We start from the raw sequence: 25,416 nt of genomic DNA, 5'->3' as shown, positions 1-25,416 counted from the left end.
ATACTGATACTACATGGTGATACACTAGCATACAGTGACAGGTGTAACACTTTGTGATATTGGATGATATTTAACTAAAACTGGTAAACCAAAGGTACCTAATAAACAATTTAACATGGTAAAAACCCGAAACATGGCGAATAAAGCACTAGGCATGAGCAATATCAAGAAAATCATTTACCAATAATAAAAATCAGGAAAAGGACCAAAAAGATAATAAGCGACTTATATTGTATAAAAAAAGGCGAGCATGGATAACCAAGCTCGCCTTGTCGCAAATAATAACGAATTCTAGCTGGTCAGAAACTCGTATACCCCCCCTGCGACAGGAATTCCATTCTCTAAACAATCTGATTTGTAATCCATTTGAGGATCATTCGGCGCAAGCACTTTATCCACACCTGGTGCAGGTGTGACTTCTCTTAGTTCACATACCATTGAAGCCATCGATCGTGCAAATAGCGGTGTACCAAGCTTTTCAGGGTTAATCACAATCACCAAGCTTGCTAACTCACGCATCTTATCGTAATCACTGTACATTCCAATGATGTTATTACCATAATTAGCTCCCATTAAAATGCCAGTCAACGCATCGATTGCCAAAGCGATACCGGAGCCTTTGTGACCACCAAAAGCTAGCAAATTTTCAACTTTATGTGGATCCGTAGTTTCATTTCCATCAGCATCAATGGCAACGCCTAAGGGGATCTGACTGCCCGTTTCTTTCGCATGCAGTAACTTACCAAATGCGGTGGCACTGGTTGCCATGTCTATGATCATCGGGTGAGATCCCTCGACAGGAAACCCAAACGCGATGGGGTTAGTTCCTAAAAATCGTCCTACTCCACCATGGGGCGCCATACAAGCATCGGTTTGAGTCATGCCAATGCCAATCATCCTAGCTTCCGTTGCCATGTTCATAAAATATGATAAGGCACCACAATGCGAGGCTTTTTTAATACTGACAAATCCAAGTCCTGTATCCCTCGCCATCTCAATAGCGTGCATCGTTGCTGCGACCAGTGCAGGATGCCCAAGACCGTCATCAGCGTCCAAAATACCGACTGAAGGTGATATTAATTCGAATTGGTGCTTAGTAGCAGCATTAAGACCACCAGCCATAACTCGTTGACAGTAGTGCTCAAGACGCATAACACCGTGAGAATGAACACCAGTTAGGTCAGCATATATCAGCACATCCGTCACACTCTTCGCGTCCGATGCTGAAAACCCTGCTTCTACAAGCTTTTGAGTCGCCATGGTTCTCAACGCCTGTTCTTTTACCCTAACTGTTGTCATATTTGCCTCTTCAACCGTGTATTAATTCGTTTTATTCACTATCAAACCGTGTTTATCATCTTCTTAATGACTCCACGGTTAACCAATGAGCGCTATTTATAATTGAGAGTTTGATAAATTTCAGTGACCATAATCACACGGATTACCAAAACAGCCACATTGGCAAACCAATCGCCCGATTTTTGTTCATAAAAACTCTGTTTTTTCACTTATTAATTTCACATTACAGTAGGGAATGTCATTTTTTACCTTTATAAATACCCAAAAATCCAACCTGCAACGTAAACTGCGCTAATACAAGCGGTATATAGTTATGTTTATTCCGTGATAATCATAATTACGTGCGCCTTGTCACGCTACTTGCCTCTCTTATTTACTACTCATTGCACCAAAGGTAAAATTGGTTTACCTTTAGTGCAGATTTAACATTATTCTTAGAGGTAGATATGGACAATTCAAGAAAAAAACTTAGCCTCGCCAGTCGTCGTGCTATCGAGTTGGGCTACGATAAGAAAGGCCCAGAGTGGATGGTTGAGTTCGATGTCATCGATCTCAAAGGCGATTTCGAGTTTGAGGACGGTGTGATTCGAAGAGATCCCACCGCGGTCATAAAGGTCGACAATACCTATCATTGTTGGTACACAAAGGGCGAAGGTGAAACACTCGGGTTTACTGGAGATATCAAAGATAAAGTGTTCCCTTGGGATCTAACCGAAGTGTGGCATGCCAGCTCCGAAGATGGCATCACTTGGAAAGAACAAGGCCCTGCCATTCAAGCGGGCAAAGCTGGTGAGTATGATGATCGTGCCGTCTTTACCCCTGAAGTCCTTGCCCATGAAGGCAAATACTATCTGGTTTACCAAACCGTCAAGTCTCCTTACACAAACCGCCAATACGAAGAAATCGCAATGGCATGGGCAGACAACCCATTTGGGCCATGGACTAAAACTGAAGCACCTATTTTAAGCCCTTCAAAAGACGGAGAATGGCGTGGTGAAGAAGACAATCGATTTATAGTGGAATCAAAAGGTAGCTTTGATAGCCACAAGGTGCACGATCCATGTTTAATGTTCTTCAACAATAAATTCTACCTATATTACAAAGGTGAAACGATGGGCGAAGAGATGAATATGGGGGGGCGTGAAATCAAGCATGGTGTGGCCATAGCGGATGATATCTTAGGTCCATACATCAAATCTGAATACAACCCAATATCCAATAGTGGTCACGAAGTTGCTGTATGGCACTACAACGGTGGCATCGCATCTCTGATTACAACAGATGGTCCTGAAAAGAATACAATTCAATGGGCGAAAGATGGCATAAATTTCGAAATTATGTCCTATATCAAAGGTGCGCCTGAAGCGCTGGGGATCTTCCGCTCTGAAGAATCAGACTCGACGCTCGAACCTGGGTTAGAGTGGGGTTTATGCCATAAGTATGACCCGTCTTGGAACTGGAATTTTATCAGTCGATACCGTATTAAACGACAAGTACTAGACATTGGTACTTTTCAAAACAGCAATTAATTCTGACAGCAGCTTAAAGTCAATAGGGGTATCATCTTTGCGTGCTAGAGATGATACCTCATCGATTTGACTCGCCAACATAGTCTAATCACACGACTATGTTGGCGTGAAAAATAACGATACAAAATGGGGGCTTTTATATGATCCACCACGGCTTTCTGGAGAAAGCCTTTTTACCTCCAAGAAGAGGCTGTCTACATATCAATCCCCATATGCCACTAGCTTGATTAACTTTATCTTGTATTTAAGTGCCTCTATTTTCGATAGTATCTATAGTGAGCATGAGCACTTGACCTATTGCCTCACTTTTTTTCTTGCTTGAGTTTGTTCGCTTGGTCGACTCTTTCTCTATTAATCACCTCTCGACCAAACTTAGTAACAACATAGAACAAGTCATAAACGATTCGCGTTCGGGCATTCAAAGTCAAAAATCGTATTCATATGCATCGCGACGGCTTCGATATTTTTGCCATGTTTGCCTGCCTAGCTGTCCGAAGAACGATTGTATATCTCTGAGGCTAAGACTTAATCCCATCCAAATCATTTTTTGAATATCAGCGGTGGTGGTAGCATATCGATGATCTTTAGAGGTATAGAGCTCGTCCATGACGAGTTGCATTATCTCTCCCAATTTCACTGACGTTGCAACTTATTGACGTCGGCGTTTATCTATCTCTTTGATAGAGTACCAATGAACGCCATCAAGGAGATAGAGCGACCAAATTACAGAAAAAGTTAGGGTAATAAGTGATGCGTTATGATGGGACTTTACTATTTGAAAGTCTTCTCAGAATGAAGATAAGAAAATCTGATTCGGCATGTAAACGATCGTTTGTGTATGCTTTCTGTTTGGCGACTAAACCATATCACTTGCTAACGTTTTTGTTTTTAGTTCCCGATAATAGGTTATGTGAACAAAAAAAACCGCCCTATGAGACTATCAAATCAAAAGGCGGTTTTTATCTAGGTTTAATTAAGCTGTTTAGCTTGTTAAGTACGCATACACGCCTTTCGCGACAGGGATACCTTCAACTTCACACTTCGCTTTGTACGCCACTTGTGGATCGTTAGGAGCCAATACTTTCTCGGTGCCTGGTACTGGTACAACTGAACGTAATTCAGACACCATCGCCGCCATCGTAACGGCAAATAAGGCATTGCCTAGCTTTTCAGGGTTAATCACAATAACTAGGCTCGCCAATTTACGCATCTTGTCATAGTCACCGTACATACGAACAATGTGATTACTGAAGTTTGCACCCATTAGAACACCGGTTAACGCATCAATTGCCAATGCAATACCAGACCCTTTATGGCCACCAAATGTCAACAGATTCTCCACCTTGTGAGGGTCAGTTGTAATGTTACCCTCAACATCGATAGCTAAACCTTCATCAATGGACTGATTCGTCTCTTTTGCATGCAACAGCTTACCAAAAGCCGTTGCGCTAGTCGCCATATCTAAGATCATTGGCGTACCACCTTCAACAGGGAAGCCAAATGCAATCGGATTCGTTCCCAAAAAGCGTTCTGCACCACCATGAGGTGCAACACAGGTATCCGTTTGTGTCATAGCGATCGCAATCATTCCCTGACTCGTCGCTTGTTCCATGAAGTAAGAAAGCGCGCCGCAATGTGACGTATTTTTCACGCTAACAAAACCAAGGCCAGTTTCTTTCGCAAGTTCAATACCGTGATTCGTTGCTGCGATGAGGCTTGAATGTCCCATACCATCATCAGAGTCTAAAATTGCGACTGAAGGTGACACCTGTTCAATACTAAAATTCGCGTTCGCATTTAAGCCACCAGCCTCAAGACGATTGCAATAGTGTTCGACTCGCATCACACCGTGTGAATGCACACCGGTAATATCAGCATGAACCAATACATCGGTGACTTCTTTTGCTGTTTTGTCATCTAAACCCGCAGCCAATAATTTGCTCAGGGCAAGAGATTTAAGTTCTTCTGGTTTTACATTAACGGTCGACATACCACTTCCCCTTAAAAGTTGATCACACCTTTGACTAACGCTTTATTCTCTACAACATCTTGTTTGTAACTATTGCCGAATGTGTAGAAGTCATAGTCTTTGTTTTTCATTATTTCTTGAGAAATTGCTCCGGAAGCCATTAACTCAATTACGCGCTCAAAATCGACACGTGTTGCATTACGGCTACTCAGTAAGGTCGTTTCTTTTTTATGGAATGTAGGATCATCTAATACCAAATCACCAATATAAAGACCGATAAAAACAATTTTTCCACCATGACGAATCAAATCAACACTCCGAGACATAGAACCTTTGTTACCCGTTGCATCCATCAAGACACACGCAAGTTCTCCGCCAAACGCTTTCTTCAAGTTGTGAACATAATTCTCTTCAAACGGGTCTAAAGATTGAACACCAAGTTTTGTGACAACTTGGTCGCGTCGTCCAGCATCAACGTCCACAACGACGACATTGGCACCCTCTGCCTTTGCAATTGCAGCAGCAGCAAGACCAATGGGGCCAGCTCCTACCACGACAACATTGTTACTTGCGTTAATTTCAGCACGACGTACCGCATGAGCACTGATTGCAAAACATTCAACAAGTGCCCCTTCAGAGCTGCTCACATTTTCTGGTAACTCAACCAAATTGTCTTCATAAACGGCTAAGTACTCCGAAAATCCACCATCACGATGGACCCCGTAAAGTGACACGTTCTCACAACAGTTCGTTTTGCCTTCACGACACGCTGAACACGTCCCACATGGTACACAAGGGATCACTGAATAACGCTTACCCGAAGTCGCCACTTGACAAATTTTTCCAACTTTTTCTGCGGTTCCGCAAATCTCATGTCCCAATACGCGTGGGTATGAAAAGAAAGGTTGTTTTCCCGCATATGCGTGAATGTCCGTCCCACAAATACCGACAGAATTAACTTTAAGCAGTACTTGGTTATCTAAAATGGTCGGAATATCACGTTCAATATATTCGATGCTGTTAGGCTCATGACAAATGAGTGTTTTCATAGTTGGTTTCCTTGATTCTTAGCAATAGAATCAATGACGGCATTGATTCCTTTAGATTCGATAGACGTAAATGCTGCAATCACTTTATTGTGAAACTCTGGATTTTCTCGCTTATGAGTACCAAAGATTTTTTCGATTGAAAGTAATGAATTCGCTTTTTCTACTGACGAAACATCAGCAAGCGCAATCTCTGTGTACATAGCTTCAAGCGGGTCATAAATAGTCTCGCCATTTGCTACCTGATTGAGCGTGTAATGCATCCATCCCGCAATAGCGATAGGAAGGCATACACTGTCAACGCCACGTCGTTGTAAAGTCATAAATGGATCGATAGAACGCTGCGGTAGTTTCTGGGAACCATCCATCGCAATTTGACCGGTTTTGTGCTTAATATTAGTATTACTAAAACGTTGAATTAAAAGGTTCGCATAGGTTTCAAGATTGACCTCAAGCCCTTCCTGCAGCGACTTAGCCTGCTCTTGCTTCATTAGACGAAGCGTGGCTGTTTTCAACGCTTCATCTTGCATACATTGATAGATAAATTCATGACCAGCCAAACTGCCGTTATAGGCTAGAAATGAATGGCTGCCGTTTAGCATTCGAAGTTTCATCTCCTCATAAGGCAGAACATCACCGACGAACATAGCACCAGCAAGATCCCAATCAGGACGACCCGCAACAAAATTATCTTCAACCACCCACTGCCTAAAGTCCTCACACACAATGCCACAAGGATCTCGATAACCTGTTTCCTGCTCAATAACATCAAATTGGTCTTCCGTCATCGCGGGTACAATTCGATCAACCATCGTACTAGGGAAAGTAACATGCTCTTCGATCCAATATGCAAACACTGGATCCAACGCCTTGGCAAACGATACAACCGCGTCTTTTGTCAGCAAACCATTCTCTGGAATATTGTCACATGACAGGACACTAAATGGTGTCAAACCTAGCTCACGACGTTGACGTAATGCTTCGGTAATACAACCAATTGCAGAATTTGGTGATTGTGGATTGCCTAAATCATGCTGAATCAGATCGTTACTTAAATCCAAGCGACCAGATTGAGGGTCGGTGCAATACCCTTTTTCCGTAATCGTCAAAGACACGATTTTGACCTGCTCTTCAGTCATTTTCGCTATTGCACGTTCAACGCCATCAACCGGAGTGTGAATCGATTCCGATATCGTTCTGACTAATCGGGTATGGGTATCGCTTGCAGATTTCTCAACAACCGTAAACTGTTCATTTTGCTGTTGTAGATTGCGAATAAGATCTTCTGGACCAAATAGGTTAATTTCACAAATTCCCCATAACTTACCTGTTGCTTGGTTTGTAAGATCGTTATAAACCGCCTGATGACCCCGATGGAATGCACCAAAACCAAGGTGCACAATATCCGTTTGTAGCGCTGCTCTATCATAATCTGTTTGAGACGAGTATTGAGCGTCCAAAATTCTGTTTGCTGATGTCATATTCCAAGTCCGATTGATTGACCATTATATTAAGAATCGGCTAAACCCTGCCGTACTGGACCAATTATAGGCATAAACACAAAACCAATACAAGACATTGGATAACCAATTTAATTAATAACAAGTGATGCAATTAACAATTTCAAGTGAGAAAACAATATAAACACACCAACAAAGCTATACCAGGAAAAGGAAAAACCCAACGAACATACAAATGATAAAAGTGTGACCTCAGGCTTTAAAACACCAGCTGAATTGGTTGACCTAAAATATCTCCACCTTTAATATGGATGACAGTTCAACCAATTTTAGTGGATATAGGTATTTTACCTTTTACCCTCAACCTAAAATCAATTTACGAGTACTACAATGAAAGATATTAGTCCAAAAAATCCAGAAATCTTAAGCTTTGGTGAACCAATGTTTGAATTTAGCCAACTAAGAGATGCTAATCGCGGTGACGGTGATTTTTTAAGTGGCTTCGGTGGAGATGCCTCTAATTTCGCAATTGCGGCCGCCAGACAAGGCGCAAACGTAGGAATGTTGACTCATCTGGGGGATGATGAATTTGGTAAGCGTTTTTTAGATTTGTGGGAGCAAGAGCACGTAAGCTCAAGCCAAGTATTCTCTAATACGGACGCCCATACTGGTGTTTACTTTATTACCCATGATCAAGATGGACATCATTTTTCTTTTATGAGAAAAAACTCTGCCGCATCGCTTATTACCCCTGTTCGCTTGCCAGTTGATGCAATCCGCCATGCTAAATTGTTACATACCACAGCCATCACACAAGCGATCAGCGCGACAAGTTGTGATGCTGTATTCAGTGCTATCGATATTGCAAATAGTAATAATACGTTAGTTTCTTTTGATACTAACTTGCGCCTCAAGCTTTGGTCGCTTAAACGAGCGAAAGCGATTATTGAAGAAACCATTTCAAACGTCGACATCTGCTTTCCAAGTGTTGATGAGGCTCAACTGCTTACCGGACTTGAGCAACCTGATGACATTATCGATCACTACCTCAAGCTTGGTGCTAAAGTGGTGGTCCTTAAGCAAGGTGGCGACGGTGCCACCGTTGCAGATGAACATACTCGCCATCACATCAAGCCGCATCAAGTAACGCCGGTAGATGCCACGGCAGCAGGCGACTCTTTTGCAGGCTCCTTTTGTACCCATTATGTCAATGGATTGAGTTTAGAAGACTGTTTAGCTCATGCGAATGCGACCGCCTCTATCACCATTTCAGGTTACGGCGCCGTTGCTCCACTGCCAACACTTGCTCAAGTGAAATCTCGCATGGCCGGTAACTAATCGTTAAGGAATTATTATGTCTCTATTAAATAAACAGTTGGCTCAGTATAAAGTCATTCCCGTTATCGCCATTGATCGTGCAGAAGATATTTTGCCATTGGGTGAACAGCTTGTCGCAAATGGGTTACCTGTTGCGGAAATTACCTTCCGTTCAGACGCTGCAGAAGAAGCGGTCAGACTGCTTCGAAAGGCTTATCCAGATATGCTGATTGGTGCCGGCACCATCTTGAACGAAAATCAAGTGATTGCTGCTAAAGATGCAGGGGCTGATTTCATCGTCTCACCAGGGTTGAACCCCAATACGGTCAATGCGTGCTTAAGACATGACATTGATATCATTCCTGGGGTGAATAACCCATCTTTGGTCGAACAAGCCATTGAACTCGGCATTACCACGTTAAAATTTTTTCCAGCAGAAGCCTCTGGGGGTTTGAATATGCTGAAATCTTTGCTTGGCCCTTACCAACAAATTAAAGTTATGCCGACCGGGGGCATTAATCCCGAGAATGTTCACGAGTACCTCTCATTACCAGCTGTTCTCGCTTGCGGTGGTACGTGGATGGTTGATAAAAAACTGGTTAACGATGGCAATTGGACTGAGATTGGCCGATTGGTTCGCGAAGTTGTTAAGTCTGTCGCTTAAGCGAAAATAGAAGATAGAGAGCAATATGAATACAGCAATTAAAAATATTGAAACCAAATTGTTTAAGATCCCTTTAGCAGAGATTCTCTCTGATGCTAAACATGGCGATCACGACCACTTTGAATTAATCACAACGACAATCACTCTTGAAGATGGCAGTCAAGGAACTGGCTACACGTACACTGGCGGAAAAGGCGGCTTTTCTATAAAGGCGATGTTGGAACACGATATTCAACCCGCGATTATCGGTAAAGACGCTTCAAAAATCGATGAAATCTACGACTTTATGGAATGGCACATTCACTATGTAGGTCGTGGTGGTATATCCAGCTTTGCGATGTCCTGCGTAGATATTGCGCTTTGGGATTTAAAAGGTAAACGTGAAAACCAGCCTCTCTGGAAGATGGCCGGAGGAAAGAACCATACTTGCCAAGCTTACTGTGGTGGTATCGATCTTCAGTTTCCGCTTGAAAAATTACTGAATAACATTAAAGGCTATCTAGATAGTGGCTTTAATGCCGTCAAGATAAAGATCGGTCGAGAGAACATGCAAGAAGATATTGATCGAATCAAGGCTGTGCGTGAATTCATCGGTCCTGAAGTCACGTTTATGATTGATGCAAATTACTCGTTGTCTGTCGAACAAGCAATCACGTTATCTAAGGCAGTTGAACAATACAACATCACATGGTTTGAAGAGCCGACCATTCCCGATAACTATCTTGGTTATGCCGAAATTGCAGACAACACGTCTATCCCACTTGCTATGGGTGAAAACCTACATACTATCCATGAGTTTGGTTATGCGATGGATCAAGCGAAACTCGGTTTTGTACAACCGGATGCGTCTAACTGTGGCGGTATCACAGGGTGGCTTCAAGCCGCTCATTTAGCCACAAAATATGGTGTCCCTGTGTGTACTCATGGCATGCAAGAGCTTCATGTTAGTTTAGTGTCCGCTTTTGATACTGGATGGCTAGAAGTGCATAGCTTCCCTATTGACGAATATACCAAACGTCCACTTGTTGTTGACAACCATCGTGCCGTTGCGCCTGATACTCCTGGTATCGGTGTTGAGTTTGATTGGGAAAAATTCGCACAGTATCAAGTGTAGTTCCTGCTAGAGTTTAGGTTTTTTCACTAGCCTTTAGAGCCTTTGCCCCTCACTCTCTCGAGGGGCTTTTTTATTTTCAACGTTATCCTGGCCTATTACTCCGCTTTGGTTGATATATATACTCACATTTTTACATTCATTTCCGCCGCCCTAACTGCATGATTTAAAACTCACATTAGTCCAATATCGATCACATAATCTTACGCAATGCCCGATAATTCCGCTCTTTGATCACAAAACCCACTGACATAAATATCAACCAAAATCATCACTGGTTAATCTTTAGTGGTAATACATTTACCTAAAAGGATGTTTCATATGAGCATAGGTGTCTCAAGACGTAATATTTTGAAAGCTGCAGGAGCAGGATTGGTTGTTGGAGGGCTTTCTGTACATAGCAATGGCAGCTTAGCTTCCACTCAGGAAGCACAGACGAGCACTTTGGTTGACCTTAAAGACAGTTGGCAGAATACACACGATAGAATTTGGATTGGCGGGCACTATTGGGCGAATCCAATGGAAGACTGGATGATCAAGGATGGCGGTGTAGAAGTATTAAGCCGTGGTGGAAACCGAAGTGTGCATCTACTCACTCATCAATTGACGACCCCAACCGCAGGCTTCGAAATGTCTGTCGTCGTGAAACGAATCGATGTTCAAGCACAAGATGGCGGAGCAGGCTTTCGCATTGGTGTGCGAAGTGAACTGAATGACTATCGCAGCAACTGTTTCGTACAACAAGGTTTTGATGCTCTGTACACAAAAAAACAACTCATTCTAGGCAACAAGTCAGTCAAACTAAATGCGCCTACCACCGATGAATCTATTGTTCTTCACTTAAAAGCAACAGCAGTCGCAGGTGCGGTCACCGTTACACTGACAGCCAAAACACTGAATAGTCAAGAGATACTTGGTACCGTAAATGCCATCGCATCTAATGACGAATTATTGGGTAATATCGCAGTCGTCAGCAACGCGAATATTGAGTCAACGTATGGCAATACCATTGCCAAAGATCATCAAGGTTGCCGCTACCGTTTCGACAATTGGCAGATAAAAGGGGCGGCGTTTACCGTTAATGAGTCACATCGATTTGGACCTATTTTATGGAGTATGTACACGCTCCATAACTCACGCAGCGATCAGGGGCACATTCTGAAAATGACCGCTTTTGTTGGCCCAATGGGTAGTCAAGACAATCAGGATGTTTCCTTACAACTACTTATCAAGGATAAATGGGAAACCGCCTCAAAAGCCACAATTAACACAGAAAGTTGGTATGCTAATTTTGAAATAGAAAACTGGGATGCATCACAGACCACATCCTATAGAGTGGTTTATCCCGAAAAGCACAAAGATGGCAGTGAAACGATTGATGTTTGGCCTGGCGAAATTCAAGCAGAGCCCAAAGGGCGCCCACTGCGGATGGCAGCGTTTACTTGTCAAAATGACTACGCCTACCCTTATGCTCCCTTAGCCAAAAACGTTGAAGCTCTTGCACCCGACCTATTATTCTTCTCTGGTGATCAACTTTATGAAAGCCATGGCGGATTTGGTGTAATTCGTTCGCCAGATGATAAAGCGATCCTTAACTATTTAAGAAAGTATTATCAATTTGGCTGGGTATTCAGAAAGTCGATGAGCTTAGCGCCTACGATTTGTATCCCTGATGACCACGACATCTTACAAGGTAATATGTGGGGTGACGGCGGAGCGATTATGGCAAACCCTGAAAAAGACCCTAGTGCGTCGGTATTGACTGGATACATTCAGTCACCACGCTTCGTTAATGTTGTGCACGATACTCATACCTCACATCATCCAACCCCTTATAACTCCGCCCCAGTTGAGGCTAAAAATGGCATCAAAGCGTACTTTGGTGAACTGCTCTACAGTAATGTAAGTTTTGCTGTTCTTTCTGACCGTCAATTTAAAAGCGGGCCAGATCGTGTCGAGGCACTCGTAGGAATCACAGGCAGAGACGAAGACCCACTGTATTTTAACCCATCACTCGATGAAGAAGGATTAGAGCTGCTCGGTCCAACCCAAGAAACTTTCCTAACCGAATGGAGTGGACAATGGGATCAACACACGCTTAAAGCACTGCTTAGTCAAACCGTATTTGCGAGCTTAGCGACACACAACGGGGGGCCGGATAAATACCTAAAATATGATTTTGATGGCAATGGTTGGCCAGCCTCAGGTCGTGACAGAGCTGTCAATCTCATCCGTGACTCAATGGCACTTCATATCTGTGGTGACACCCATCTTGCCTCTATCTCTCAATATGGGGTCAAGAAGCAACGTGACGCAAACTGGGCGTTCTGTGTACCGGCTATTGCCGCTGGTTGGCAACGCTTTTGGATCCCAGAATCAGTCGGTATTCCAACCGATAACCCACCCGCTCATGGACTTCCCCATACCGGTGAATCACTTGATGCCTTTGGAACCAAAAACTACGTGTATGCAGTCGCGAACCCTGTCATCGGTCAATCAACAAACCGTTACGTCAAAGCCCAGGAAAAAGGAAGTGGATTCGGTTTCATCGAATTTAATACAGATAAACGCACTTACCATTGTACTGCCTATCGTTTCTTAGCGGATGTCACCAATCCTGAACTCGATAATATCTATGATGGCTGGCCTATCACCATTGAGCAAAAAGAAAACCGTGGAGAGAATGTCATCCGTTAAATAGCGTCGATGGCAGCCTGTATAAAAGCTCATCCGCCAGATGAGCTTTTTCTTTCCTATTCATTCAACGGCATGAATTAGCCCATACACCTTCCCCAAACAAAGCCCGCCCCCTCACCTCGTTCACTAAATAAGGTTAAATCAACCAATAGCCGTTTTCTGTCGATACCCTCTTGGGAAGTGCATGATATGGATATGAGCGCTACTTCTCACTTCTACAACAAATTCAGGATGGGCACCCAACTGTTAACCAAAGTTAGATATTGGATCACTAACCTAGACATTGGTTGAACTATATTATTACTTTGCAAACATTTCGATTGCAATACATCCAGAACCACTCCTATTTACTTAACATTTTTAAGGATGAATAATGAAATTACCAATACTCTCCCTGCTGACCATTGCCGTGAATCCAGCTTTTGCTAATGACTGGGATTCGATTCCTATTCCCGCAGAGTTGGAAAACGGCCAACAGTGGGAGTTGCAAGAAGCCTATTCCGATTCTTTTAACTACTCGGGTAAAAATGCCACCTTCTCTAGCAAGTGGAACGACACCTATTTTCATGGTTGGACAGGCCCTGGATTAACGTATTGGCAGCCGAATGAGTCATGGGTTTCGGATGGTAACCTAATTATCAGTGCATCGCGTCGCCAAGGGACAGAACAAGTGAACGCTGGCGTCATTACTTCTAAAACGAAAGTAAAGTATCCAATTTTTATGGAGGCTAATATTAAGGTGAGTAACCTTGAACTATCCTCAAACTTTTGGTTATTAAGTGAAAATGATCAGCGTGAGATTGATATTTTAGAAGTTTATGGCGGTGCAGCAGATACATGGTTTGCAAAAAACATGTCAACCAACTTTCATGTCTTTTTAAGAAACTCAGATAATACGATTAAAAGTGATTTTAATGACCAAACACACAATGAACCAAGTTGGGGAACTTATTGGAGAGACGGTTTCCACCGCTTTGCTGCCTATTGGAAAAGTCCAACAGAAGTGACGTTCTATATTGATGGCGTACAAACCCCAAAAGGATCGTGGGAACAAGTGTTGATGAAGGACAAAGATTACACTGGACAAACTCTAGATAAGAGCCAATTCAATATGGACGAAGAGATGTTCATTATTCTTGATACAGAAGATCATTCTTGGCGTTCAGAAGCCGGGATCATCGCTTCTGATGCGGATCTTGCCGATAATTCTAAAAACAAGATGTACGTTGACTGGATTCGTGTTTATAAGCCAGTGGGAGACAGTGATAATAATGGCATTATCCCTCCTAGTGGTTCTACTAGCTTACAATTTATCCATAGCAATAAATGCCTCGATGTCAAAAATGGCGCGACTTGGAATGGCAGCACCTATCAACAATGGGGATGCAATACGTCGAACACTAACCAGCGCTTCACTTTCACCCCATTATCGGACGGCGCGTATTTGCTTCAGTCAGATGAGAGCCAATTATGTGTTGAATTGAAACCAGATTCGTCTCAGTGGCAAGATGGTGCAACCATCCAACAGTATATTTGTAACGCAGCAGAAGAGAATCAACTTTGGACCTTGTTTGATAAAGGAAGTGACTCTTTTGAGTTAAGGAATAAGAAGACAGGAAAATGCCTTGAACTTGCTAATAACCAAACCTCTAATGGAGGTCAGATTGTTCAATCGTCTTGTGACGGTGGAAATAATCAACGCTTGACGTTTAAGTAATTTGTTCTTAATTTAACCTAGTGAGTACATTCATTTCATATTTATTGAATGAATGTACTTTCTTTTTATTGCCTTTAATTTGTGACAACTTAATTTTAAATACCTATTCTAGTTAAAACACTTGAATTTTCAGTCATTAACGCTTAGCTATTAAATACTACGCTGAGGTTTCGACATACATAGCACTATGTCGTTCAACGGTACCTCATAGGCCATTGTCCAAGTTCACTTAAGGTTCTATCAAAAAAAGTGGCGTAAACGCCACTTTATGAACAGAAGAAAAATAGGGTAATTTAAGAACTACATATTAAAACGTCCGATATTCGTCGTTAAACTATGATTCACACCTTGAAGCTCTTCCACTTTTACATTCACGTTCGTCGCATTGGATGATAAAGACGCGGACAGTTGATTCAGTTCATCGATATTAACCGCAATCGTCTTTGTCACTTCACTTTGCTGTTTAGTCGCGACCGCTACTTCACTGTTCATACTATTGATTGACTCAATGTTCATCGAAATGCTCTGTAAATTCGCTGATAGCGTCATCGCTGCTGCCGTTACTTTTTGAGATGACCCCAAACTTTCTTCCATAGAATCAGCCGCACTCTTAGCATTAGATTGTAAGCTTGAGACGATAGTTTCAATTTCTGATGTTGAGTTTTGTGTTTTTTGTGCAAGTGCTCTCACTTCATCGGCAACGACTGCAAAGCCTCGCCCTTGGTCACCAGCTCTCGCAGCTTCAATAGCAGCATTCAAAGCCAATAAGTTTGTTTGCTCTGCGATACTTAAAATCACCTCGACTACCGAACCAATATCTGAAGACGATTGGATTAAATCATCAATTCGTTGTGACGTTTCGCTAATTTGCTCTGAGAGATTCGTAGCTAAGGTTCCGTTTTGTTCAACTAAACGCCCACCTTCTTCCACACAATCAATAGCCTCTTGTGTTTTCGCCAACGTCGCTTCAGCATTGCGATACACATCTTCAGCTGAAGCGCTGATCTCCTCAAGTGACGAGGCCGCCGTCTGCATTGATGCTTGTTGTGCGTGAGCATCATCTTGTGATTGCCCTGCTACTTTAGTCAACGAATTGGAAATATCGCCGATGTTAACGCTAATATTAGCGACTCCGCCTATCATGTCCATGAGGTTATCCATGAGGTGGTTAAAATTCTTCGTTAACCGTCCAATCTCATTGTTACTAGTTACTTCAATACGTTGCGATAGATCGGCATCCCCTGTCGACAGTCGATACAGCGACGTCGTCACGTCATCGATGGGCTGAATAACCAGTGAACGCATAAAGAAATATACACTGACTATCACCAACACTAATACCAACACAATACCAAACATCATTAACAACATTTCATTTTGCATGTTGATGCTAATGGTCGCTGGATCAAATTGAAAGGTTATCGTACCTATCGTCGCGTCACCACGCACAACGGCATGTTCTGTATTAACCAAATTAGTGACTGACGCACCCGAACTGGCTATCGCCTTACCTCTTTGATCAACGACTATTACAGAACGCAAGATATCGGAATTAATCAATGCATCCGTTACCGCTTGAGCTTGCTCAAAATCGTACGCAAAAATTGCTTCAACCAATGCCGCATCCGCCAAACCCATTGTTGATTCAACATCTTGAGCGTACGCGGTATCCAGTCGATCTTTCACTGTAAAATAACTGGTTCCACCACCTATCAATATCCCAATTAAGCCAACCACAATAAGGAACGCTGAGAGTACTTTACTTAAACTATTATTCATTTTCTCATCCTTATATTAACGGTTAATATCCAACCAAAGTTCTTTTCGCTCAATTGGCGCATCTTTAGGTAGGTATGGATTGTCTATTTTAATTACCGTTCTCTCAGTGAGTTTACTTGATTTAAAAGTGGTTTTTATAAGCTCTGAATTATAAAAAACCTCATCAAAACTACCGTCTTTTATTGCAATTTCCAATCCATTATTAAGTGCTTGGTAAAGACCCGAGTTTTGTTTTGATACATAAAAGTACATTGCGGATGGATAAACCAAAATGATGTTATTTTCAACTGCAAGATTCAGATCATGTTGATCACGCACAACACCATGTGATTCATGGACACCAAGAGGCAAGTAATCAAAACGGTCACCTTCAACCATATGAAAAAGACTTTCAGCCTTGACTGGCTTAACGACATCAAGATTGGCAGCTTCAAGGATTTTCGTATCTGACCAAGAGCGCCCTAACCCCGCCTTCAAGGCCATTAAGTCATTAATATTTTTAACACCTGAAAATTTGTATTGACTATTTTTTTCAATTACAAAAGTACGATAACCGGCAAGGCCTTTGAAAATGGGTAGCTTAATAGCTTGCAATTGATCTTGTAAATCTTGAGAAGCTCCGGCCCACATTAGATCAATATTGCCATTACGTACTTGTTCAACCAACCTTGCATCTGATAAATATTCCGTTGCATGGCTAATGTTTTGTGATGCGGAGTTTTTTTGTAATGCGAGTTCGACCAGCTCCAAAATAAGAGTATCTCTCCCAGGAAAGACCATCGGTGTTTTTATTTCCGCATGCAAATTGAATGGAAACAAAATAATAATTAGCACTATCACTAACCTATTTTTATAATAACTTACGTTCATGTAACGCACCGCTTATTTTTATTACTTCTGAAAGAATGCGATTTAAGATGCCAATGCTAGATTGACTTGTGAACTATCGTTCGAAGGGGAGACAGTCGAATGACTGTCTCCGTATTACTTATTTTCTGCGGCGTAATAATGCTAGAGCAGACACAATCAGTAAACCAAAGCTACCAAAGCTTCCTCCTTCACCGATAATCTCTGGGTAATCAGGATCAGGATTACCTGGATTCGGTGGGATTGTCCCATCTTCAAGTTCAGCGACACGAATATTATCGAAGTAAATTGACACCTCACTTGCTGGAGCATCAGTCAACATTAATTGGATACCACCAACAGCGGCCTTGGTAAAGTCAGGCCCTGCCGAATCGCTATTCAAATCAATATCGATGGTTTGAATATCGGTGCCAGTAGCGAGCGTACCATAGCCATAAAGGTTATAGCTTTCTGTCCAGTCGGTGTCTTTTGAAATCAATTTAACGGTAACATTAAGCGCTTGATCAGACGTATTAATCGCATCGACCTTAAAAGTATCTTGATCACTCCAACTCCAATCCCCCCAAAGCGTTGTGCCTTGTAACGCATCATCAAAAACTATGTGCCAAGACTGGCCATCCTCATCCGTTGAATAATCACCAGAAACTAGGTTGCTCGGAGACGGCGCACCACTATCTACGATGTCGCCAATCGTGTATCCGGCAAAGGATTCAACGACGACTTCTTCAGGTGCCGGTTCAACAGGCTCGTCTTTACCGTCATCCACTCGAATATTGTCAAAATAAACATCAACAGTACTTCCTGGGTCCGTACCTAACATAACTTGGATGCCACCAACGCCAGTTTTAGAGAAGTTCTCCCCTGCAGTCGCTGAATTAAGATCGATCTCGACAGTTTGCGCTTGATCACTCGACGCTAACGTTGCCCCCCCATATAAGTTATAGCTATCAGTCCAATCCGTATTCATCGCAATCAGCTTGATAGTGACCTGTTGCTCCGAGCCTGTATCGTTTAGGACGTCGATTTTAAACGTTTCTTCGTTACTCCAATCCCATTCACCCCAAATGGTGTTACCTTGATACGATGAAGTGAAACTAATTTGCCATGAACGGTCATCGCCATCGCTTGAATAGCTATCAGACACAATATTTGTAACGGCTGAATCACTGTCGACGGTAGCACCGACTACCATGTTTTCACCTGAAAACGATTCCACGATTGTTTCAGCAGCAAACGCACTGCTCGATAGCCCAATAAGAGAGGCTAGCAGACTAACCTTAAATGTGTTCATTGTTATCATCCTTTATAAAAAGGGCCGATGACGTTTCCGCCACCGACCTAAATGCACGTTACTTCCCGAATCTCTTGTCATAAAGATCCGCATTGAACTGTTTCGCTGCATCGATAAGCTCTACATAAGGCTCATCCGCAATCGTCACAAAACCAATGTTGTAGTTTTCACCATCCCAAGCACGACCAGTCGCCGGAGAGTCTAGGTATTGGAACCAGTGGGCTCCAACGAAGTATGGATTTTCAACGATGCTGTCCATGTAATTGGTGTACAATTCAGCACGTTCTTGTTGATTAGAAACCGTGACAATACCGCCATGGAACAAACCAGTATCGGTAGCACCAAAGTGGAACTCACCAATCACACTTGGTTTATCTAGCTCTGGAAGCAACTTTTTCCAATGGGCTTTTTTGCCGTCATTCAAATCATTAGCGTACAAGTTATAACTCATCACATCCACATACTTAGCCGCACCACGAGCAATTTCTGGTGTCACACCCCAGTCGGCAAAACGAGCGCCAAGGTAAAGGTGATTCGGCAGCACGCGTTTAACTTCGCCACGAACAACTGAAAAGTATTTTTCAGACAGCATCTGTAGCATTTCTGAATAATCCGTTTTCATTCCTGCAGTCAACGCTGAACGATGATCGAAGGATTTATCGAACGCGGCCCAAGAAGCAACGTTACTTCCCCATGTGGAATTAAGTTTTGCGATGGTTTCGTATTTTGCTTTAAGGTAATCAGCGAACGCTTTTTTAGCTGGGCTTTCTTTTGCATCGTAGGCCAACGCATTCACAACCAAACCATAATGGTTTGCTTCGTTCATGACATTGCCCCAACTAATTTCGTTATCAACAAAGACACCGACTAACCACTGATCATCATTTTTAACCCGAGAAGCGACTTCGTCCGCCATGTCACGTGCACTGTTTTTGAACTCTGGGTCAAATGGATCATGAATCGGTCCCCAGTAATCATTACCGGTACTGATTCGTTTATGATCGCCATGGATCCAGCCGTGTGCTTCATACGCTACACGCTCTGAACCAAAGAACATGGGATCAATCCAATTACCCAAAGTAGTGAAGCCCCAATCCACCATGCGATCAAGTGTTACATCTTTCCAGGTACTCATGGCTTGCGCTTGATCAGTATCGTATTTACGCATTAGGTTCGCACGGTAAAAACTAAATACTTCCCCCTTATCAAGAGCACCAGAGTGAATCCATCCTGCGTAATCATAATTGACCGCAAGTGGATCGTTTTCTTCTGGTAGCCACTCAAACATTGAATGTCTTAGCTCAGACGCTACAACACGACCTTCTTTTGTATCCTTATCAGCAAAGTCGATTCCCGTAATGGTCACTGTATCATCCATTCGAACATTATCGAGTCCGGTCATGAAAAACATGCACCCTTCAGGGTCAACCATCGTCCATTTCCCGTCCACTTTCTCAGTTCGGAAAAAGCCGGTTGCTTCTAGACGTGGACCGTCTTTCCAACCACCAAATTTACAGCGATCAGCCATTGGTTTAACATTGCCAAGTTGAGCAAGTGCTTCCTTACCTGCCTTTTTTAGCTCCTCATCAGAGTGAATTTTTTCTTGCCACTCATCCCCGGTAAACTGTCCATACTGATCAACAATCCCCATATAGCGTGATGTGTCTGCATCTAAATTGGGTACCAGTCGAATGGAATCAACAACAATCTTTGCATCTTTTGTCGGATTTTGCAGGTAGAGCTGTACATTGTCGATATTAGAAACATCTAAGCCTGTTTCACCCCATCCATAACTGATAGCTTGTGCATCATAAGAGAGTTTTGGCGGCTCACTTCGCATGCCAGAAGTCATATTACCTTCGAGTTCTCGAAGCGACATATAATACGTCGATTTTTTACCTGGAAGGATAGTCATGTAACTTGACATACTGTCAGTAACACCATCAGCGGTACCACCCCAGTTCGCATTTTCTGCTTGGTCAACACGCACAAACATTTGAATAGCGTCATCTGTTGGGTTTTCAATATCAAAAGCTAAATTAAAGTCACCTCTATCAGACCAATTCCAAGGAGTTTCAGGCATAAATGTCACGTTTGGATAAGCATTGCTTGAAGAGAACTTAACCTCCAAGCCTTTTCCATCTGTCGTGTCGACAATGCGTGTTTGAGTAGAATTACTGCGCTCTGCGCTCACAAACGTCTCTTCACCGCTTTCAAAGCTAGTTATTGCAGCCACTGTTGGTACAGGTCCTGCCTCAACTACTTTTTCTTCAGCGGCAACAAAATCGCCTGTCGCATCCACTAACTCGAGATTATCTAACACAATACTTTGACTATCAGCAGGACCTTGAACAAAGATTTGAAGCTCAACTAATTTTCTTAGATTGAGATTATCACCATTCCAATATCCATCTAACTTACGAACGCCACCGTTAAATAACATTTCAACAGTTTGAGTTTCACCCGCCGCAATATTAACCGCATAGTTTAGTTGATTCGTTTCCGCGCCCATTTGCCCTACGTTATCAACCAATTTAAAAATCACATTGGCAGGAGTATCTAGGGGGTTAGTAACATCAACCTTAAAGCTACCCTTGGCATTCCAGTTCCACTCACCTGACGCAGGGAAGAACTTCACGTTAGGCCAGTATTTGTATTTGTTCGCATCTGAAACAGCATCAAAATTGATTTGCAATGCTTTACTTCCAGCAGTGACACCGATTTCGTTCGTAATTTTTGTATTGGCGTGCTCAGCACGTGCAGAGTTAAAGAAACTATCAGATTCGAAATCAGGGTAGACCGCAGCAACATCTGTTGCATTTTCATCAGAAATCACATCATCGGTTGGCATTGACTTACAACCGTAGCCTGCAACTAAAACCGTTGATAGCAGAACCGCTATTTTCGTTTTATTTGTATTCATCGTTATAATCCTAAAAAGAAGAGTGGTGGCAACCCGAGAAGACTGCCACACAAAAAATCATTACCACCAGGTTTCAAACATAATGCCAACAGTTGTCGCGTTTTTAGTACCTACTTCGGTTATATATGGATTGTAACCAGCCTGCCAATCACTATACCCATTGTCGAAGCTTTGGAACGCTAAAGTATTGGTATCGAGCTGACCGTAAGTGGCAAACAAGCGAATCGTTGGGCGGTCCCAATACCCATTGCCTAGATGGATATCTTGAGCTAATGTCACTTTTGCTGATGAATTAGTACCATCCCCCCCTTTCGCCGCACCCGTAGCATTCACTTCAAAATCCATTTGGTCGTATGCCACTTCAAGCTTTGTGGAGAATTTTTGATTCCATTTATAAGTGCCGCGAACTACAGCTTGATTCCAGGTAGTTCTTTCATATGGTAAGTCCCAGTTAATCGCAAGATCTTGTACATCGTCACCATAAGACGCAGTTTCATGAGACAGCAAGTATTCAACTCGAATCGAATCAGTAATTTCTTGCATACCGTCAAAGAAGCCACCATATTGATAGCTCGGACGATGTAGCCAAGATTGCGTCATAGAAGTACTTGTTTTGTGACTGTAACGTACAAGTAATCGATTGAAATCTGCCCATTCGCCTTGTTTAAGAGAAAAACCTACTTGATATGAATCGGGGTTGTCTTCACGTGCCGAACGGGTGTACTCCCCCCCAGAAATGTGGGATTTCATATCTGAATCAGAACCAAAGTAGCGGCCGTAATTTACGAATACGTCTCCTTTCACGTTATCGGTAATAGGTACGCTGTGAAGGTTTACGTGAAATGAAACATTTCCGCCACTATAGCCTTCAACCGAATCGGATTTACACTGGCCTAGTGAATCTTTTTCACAGAATTCATGCGTAGAGCCACCAAAACCATCCTTCACTACACCAAGATCTAAAAGACCAAATCCCACATCATAGTTATCAACACCACCACCAATACCATCTTGGTTAACATGTTGGTATGAGTTTAATGATGCTTCGTAACGGCCGTAATACCGTTTACCCATCCAAAGCGCTGCATTTGGGCTGTTATCAAAAATACCCGTACCATGTACCCACCATTCATCAAGATAAACGTAATTTGATGGTGGCTTTGATGGGTCTTCATAATCACTTGCACCTGTAAATAAATTTACGTGAGTAACCCAATTCATATCGTTTGCACTTACGCCATAATCCAAATGGAGTTCAGCTTGACTGCCTTGGTTTCCAAGCTTACCAGTTGGTTTATAAGGGTTACCTGCAGTTTGAATAATATTCACACCATTATTGGCACGTTCAGCTTCTTTACTTACAAGCTGATCTTCTGTCACACCCACAACAGCACGACCGTAGCCTGAAAATTTGAAACCATCTAAATGCGTTGCGTCACCCGCCACTGCCGGCGCGCATACGCTACTTACCGCTGCAGCGACAAGAGAAAGTGAAAGAATTTTCCTTTTCATTTTTATTTACCCGTTAAAGTCGTTAATTAATCGGTTTACTTATAGAGAAACTAATACATCTGATGTTAAACAGTCGCCAAAACCACTTAACCAATACTCCTCTTAATGTTGACAAGTCTATCTATTGGTCGCCCAATTTAACGTGATGGAAGTAGCATTTCGCTTTTACAATTTTTTTTGATATGAAAATTTTGATCACAAACGTCTTTTTGAAACTCTAAATTGCAAAAAAAGCACTATAAGTCACAAAAGTACCAATAAAAACACGAAGGAAAAAATCGTACAATTAACTGAATTTATTCGTTTTTTATTACAAATCCTGAATGTTACCTACATCAATACCTGTTGTATCAAAAAGGTATAACAAAACATATAAATCAGCAGACCAAAAATCGAACAACTTATTAAAAAGGAAGCAAATGAGTCAATAAACGAGAGGGGAAAAGGCATTATTAAGGTAGTTGTGCTGAATCCAATTAAAAAAGCCAGCTATTGATTAAACAATAAAACTGGCTTTATATTGATGTTTTTCAATCAATTAGTTAAAGTTTAGGTAAAATGTTTTCTTTTCTAAATATTGTTCAAAACCATATTTACCATCCTCCCCCCCCGTACCGCTTAATTTATACCCATTATGGAAGCCTTGGTGCTGCTCACCATGACCACGGTTGATGTATACCTCACCAGACTCCAGTTCAGACAATAATCGGTTAACATATTTCATATTATTCGTACAAACCATAGCGGCAAGACCATAGTCACTGTCGTTCGCATAACCGATCACTTCTTCGAACGTATCAAATTGAATGACTGGCAAAATTGGACCAAACACTTCTTCGTGTGCAATCGTCATCGTTTGAGTCACATCGGTAAGTACCGTTGGCTGGAACCAAAAACCTTTTTCAAACCCAGCGCCTTGAATTTTGCTGCCACCAAAAGCTAACGTCGCACCCTCGTCAATCGCTTGTGCGACAAGTTTTTCCATATGCGCTAATTCACGCGCATTCACTTTGGGTCCCATATCGCTTAAAGGATCCATTGGATCCCCCACTTTAATTGACGCCACTTTATCCATAAAAATACGCATGAAGTCGTCGTAAACCCCGCTGTGCACATACATACGCTCGTTACAGGTACAGACTTGACCACAATTATCAAAACGTGAGTGTAGAGCCGCTGCAGCCGCTTGTTCAAGGTTGGCATCTTCCATGACAATGAAAGGCGCTTTACCACCAAGCTCGAGCTGAACATGTGCCATATTGTTAGCTGACGCCTTAATAATGGATTGACCGGCAGGAGTGCTCCCCGTCATAGATACCATATTGGTTAATCGATGGCCGACAAGCGCATTGCCTAACGTCCGCCCCCCACCGGTGACAATATTTAAAACGCCAGGTGGGATGCCCGCTTGCTCTGCAAGATATCCCAATTCGAGTGTCGCCAATGGTGTCTCAGATGTTGGCTTGACCACAATGGCATTACCTGCAATGAGTGCTGGACCAATTTTACGACCAGCCAATGCCAGCGGAAAGTTCCACGCCGTGATCGCAACAACAACACCACGGGGCACTTTATGAATCATAATTTGCTCATTTGCATTGTCGGATTGAACAATGTCACCGTCCATCTGTCTTGCCCAATCACACGCATATTCAATAAAGGTACTGGTCACCTCAACCTCGCCCATTGCGACACGATGCAGCTTGCCTTGCTCTTTAACCAGCAATTCAGCTAAGTTTTCTTTATTGTCTCTAATCAATTGAGCAAACTTACGCATAATGTCCGCTCGTTGTTTCGCGGGGGTCTGTGCCCATGACTGTTGAGCCTGCTTTGCTACTTCAAGAATTCTTTCTGCATCGCCCTCGTCAGCATTTTGAATCTCTGCAATGACCTCTTCTGTTGACGGACTAATGACTTGCTCAACTTGATGGTTTGTTGCATCAATCCACTCGCCACCCACGTACATTTGATAACACTTCATCGTAATCTCACCTTGTATTCAATACTTAAAAATTGGTTAAACAAAAGATAACAGTCTAATCACCAATTCCAAATAACCTACATCACACTCCCAAAAAACTATCGAAAAAACCGCAATATTTTATCAAAAAATTCCTTCAGCCTTAAAATAAGTTGATCCAACTCATGTAATTGAGAACTAAAAATTAAATTTGGTAAACCAAAAGACCGAGATCACAGACCGATTACCAAGGAAAAAGTAGCCTACCTAACGAA

At 42.4% G+C, this 25,416-nt stretch carries 16 protein-coding genes; 6 read left to right on the top strand and 10 right to left on the bottom strand.

Annotated features, from left to right (window positions below; genetic code table 11):
- Positions 1–291: 291 nt before the first annotated feature.
- A complete protein-coding gene (locus tag AC3CID_RS18490) occupies positions 292–1,299 on the bottom strand; it encodes an Ldh family oxidoreductase (RefSeq protein ID WP_474356625.1) in 1,008 nt (335 codons plus the stop codon).
- A gap of 446 nt (positions 1,300–1,745) precedes the next feature.
- Between AC3CID_RS18490 and AC3CID_RS18485 the strand changes: the two genes are divergently transcribed.
- Positions 1,746–2,828, top strand: a complete 1,083-nt coding sequence (locus tag AC3CID_RS18485) for a glycoside hydrolase family 117 protein (RefSeq protein WP_372054732.1) — start codon at positions 1,746–1,748, stop codon at positions 2,826–2,828.
- A 982-nt stretch (positions 2,829–3,810) separates the two neighbouring features.
- On the opposite strand, the gene AC3CID_RS18480 is transcribed toward AC3CID_RS18485, so the two are convergent.
- Genes AC3CID_RS18480 through AC3CID_RS18470 form a run of 3 tightly spaced genes read right to left on the bottom strand, consistent with a single transcriptional unit; the run spans position 3,811 to position 7,324 of the window.
- The gene (locus AC3CID_RS18480) at positions 3,811–4,818 is read right to left on the bottom strand and encodes an Ldh family oxidoreductase (protein ID WP_474356626.1); all 1,008 of its coding nucleotides are present in this window, start codon (positions 4,816–4,818) and stop codon (positions 3,811–3,813) included.
- A gap of 11 nt (positions 4,819–4,829) precedes the next feature.
- A complete protein-coding gene (locus AC3CID_RS18475) occupies positions 4,830–5,846 on the bottom strand; it encodes a zinc-binding alcohol dehydrogenase family protein (protein WP_428786367.1) in 1,017 nt (338 codons plus the stop codon).
- Positions 5,843–7,324 (bottom strand): mannitol dehydrogenase family protein, encoded by a 1,482-nt coding sequence (locus AC3CID_RS18470; protein WP_474356627.1) that lies wholly within the window; start codon positions 7,322–7,324, stop codon positions 5,843–5,845. Before AC3CID_RS18470 ends, AC3CID_RS18475 begins: the two co-directional genes overlap by 4 nt.
- Before the next feature lie 369 nt (positions 7,325–7,693).
- On the opposite strand from AC3CID_RS18470, the gene AC3CID_RS18465 reads away from it, so the two are divergent.
- The 5 genes from AC3CID_RS18465 to AC3CID_RS18445 all read left to right on the top strand — a co-directional run bounded on the left by AC3CID_RS18465 (position 7,694) and on the right by AC3CID_RS18445 (position 14,809).
- Positions 7,694–8,641, top strand: a complete 948-nt coding sequence (locus AC3CID_RS18465; RefSeq protein WP_474356628.1) for a sugar kinase — start codon at positions 7,694–7,696, stop codon at positions 8,639–8,641.
- 16 nt (positions 8,642–8,657) lie between these two features.
- A complete protein-coding gene (locus tag AC3CID_RS18460) occupies positions 8,658–9,284 on the top strand; it encodes a bifunctional 4-hydroxy-2-oxoglutarate aldolase/2-dehydro-3-deoxy-phosphogluconate aldolase (protein ID WP_428785907.1) in 627 nt (208 codons plus the stop codon).
- 25 nt (positions 9,285–9,309) lie between these two features.
- A complete protein-coding gene (locus tag AC3CID_RS18455) occupies positions 9,310–10,398 on the top strand; it encodes a 3,6-anhydro-alpha-L-galactonate cycloisomerase (protein WP_488527875.1) in 1,089 nt (362 codons plus the stop codon).
- A gap of 318 nt (positions 10,399–10,716) precedes the next feature.
- A complete protein-coding gene (locus AC3CID_RS18450; protein ID WP_488527874.1) occupies positions 10,717–13,092 on the top strand; it encodes an alkaline phosphatase D family protein in 2,376 nt (791 codons plus the stop codon).
- A 373-nt stretch (positions 13,093–13,465) separates the two neighbouring features.
- Positions 13,466–14,809, top strand: a complete 1,344-nt coding sequence (locus AC3CID_RS18445) for an RICIN domain-containing protein (RefSeq protein WP_488527873.1) — start codon at positions 13,466–13,468, stop codon at positions 14,807–14,809.
- Between the two features lie 300 nt (positions 14,810–15,109).
- Here AC3CID_RS18445 and AC3CID_RS18440 read toward each other — a convergent pair whose 3' ends face one another.
- The 6 genes from AC3CID_RS18440 to aldA form a co-directional block, all read right to left on the bottom strand.
- Positions 15,110–16,588: a methyl-accepting chemotaxis protein gene (locus AC3CID_RS18440; RefSeq protein ID WP_488527872.1), complete on the bottom strand. Its 1,479-nt coding sequence runs from the start codon at positions 16,586–16,588 to the stop codon at positions 15,110–15,112.
- A 15-nt stretch (positions 16,589–16,603) separates the two neighbouring features.
- Positions 16,604–17,458 carry a diguanylate cyclase gene (locus tag AC3CID_RS18435; RefSeq protein ID WP_488527871.1) on the bottom strand — a complete coding sequence of 285 codons (855 nt, stop codon included), beginning with the start codon at positions 17,456–17,458 and terminating at the stop codon, positions 16,604–16,606.
- A gap of 118 nt (positions 17,459–17,576) precedes the next feature.
- A complete protein-coding gene (locus tag AC3CID_RS18430) occupies positions 17,577–18,746 on the bottom strand; it encodes a hypothetical protein (RefSeq protein ID WP_488527870.1) in 1,170 nt (389 codons plus the stop codon).
- A gap of 58 nt (positions 18,747–18,804) precedes the next feature.
- Positions 18,805–21,669 (bottom strand): beta-galactosidase, encoded by a 2,865-nt coding sequence (locus AC3CID_RS18425; protein ID WP_488527869.1) that lies wholly within the window; start codon positions 21,667–21,669, stop codon positions 18,805–18,807.
- A gap of 60 nt (positions 21,670–21,729) precedes the next feature.
- The gene (locus tag AC3CID_RS18420; protein ID WP_428785819.1) at positions 21,730–23,181 is read right to left on the bottom strand and encodes a carbohydrate porin; all 1,452 of its coding nucleotides are present in this window, start codon (positions 23,179–23,181) and stop codon (positions 21,730–21,732) included.
- A gap of 538 nt (positions 23,182–23,719) precedes the next feature.
- On the bottom strand, positions 23,720–25,162 hold the full coding sequence (gene aldA / locus AC3CID_RS18415) for an aldehyde dehydrogenase (RefSeq protein ID WP_488527868.1): 1,443 nt from the start codon (positions 25,160–25,162) through the stop codon (positions 23,720–23,722).
- Between the last annotated feature and the right edge of the window lie 254 nt (positions 25,163–25,416).

This window comes from Vibrio sp. QJM3NY_21 (assembly GCF_057785975.1).
This window is presented reverse-complemented; position numbering and strand designations above follow the sequence as displayed.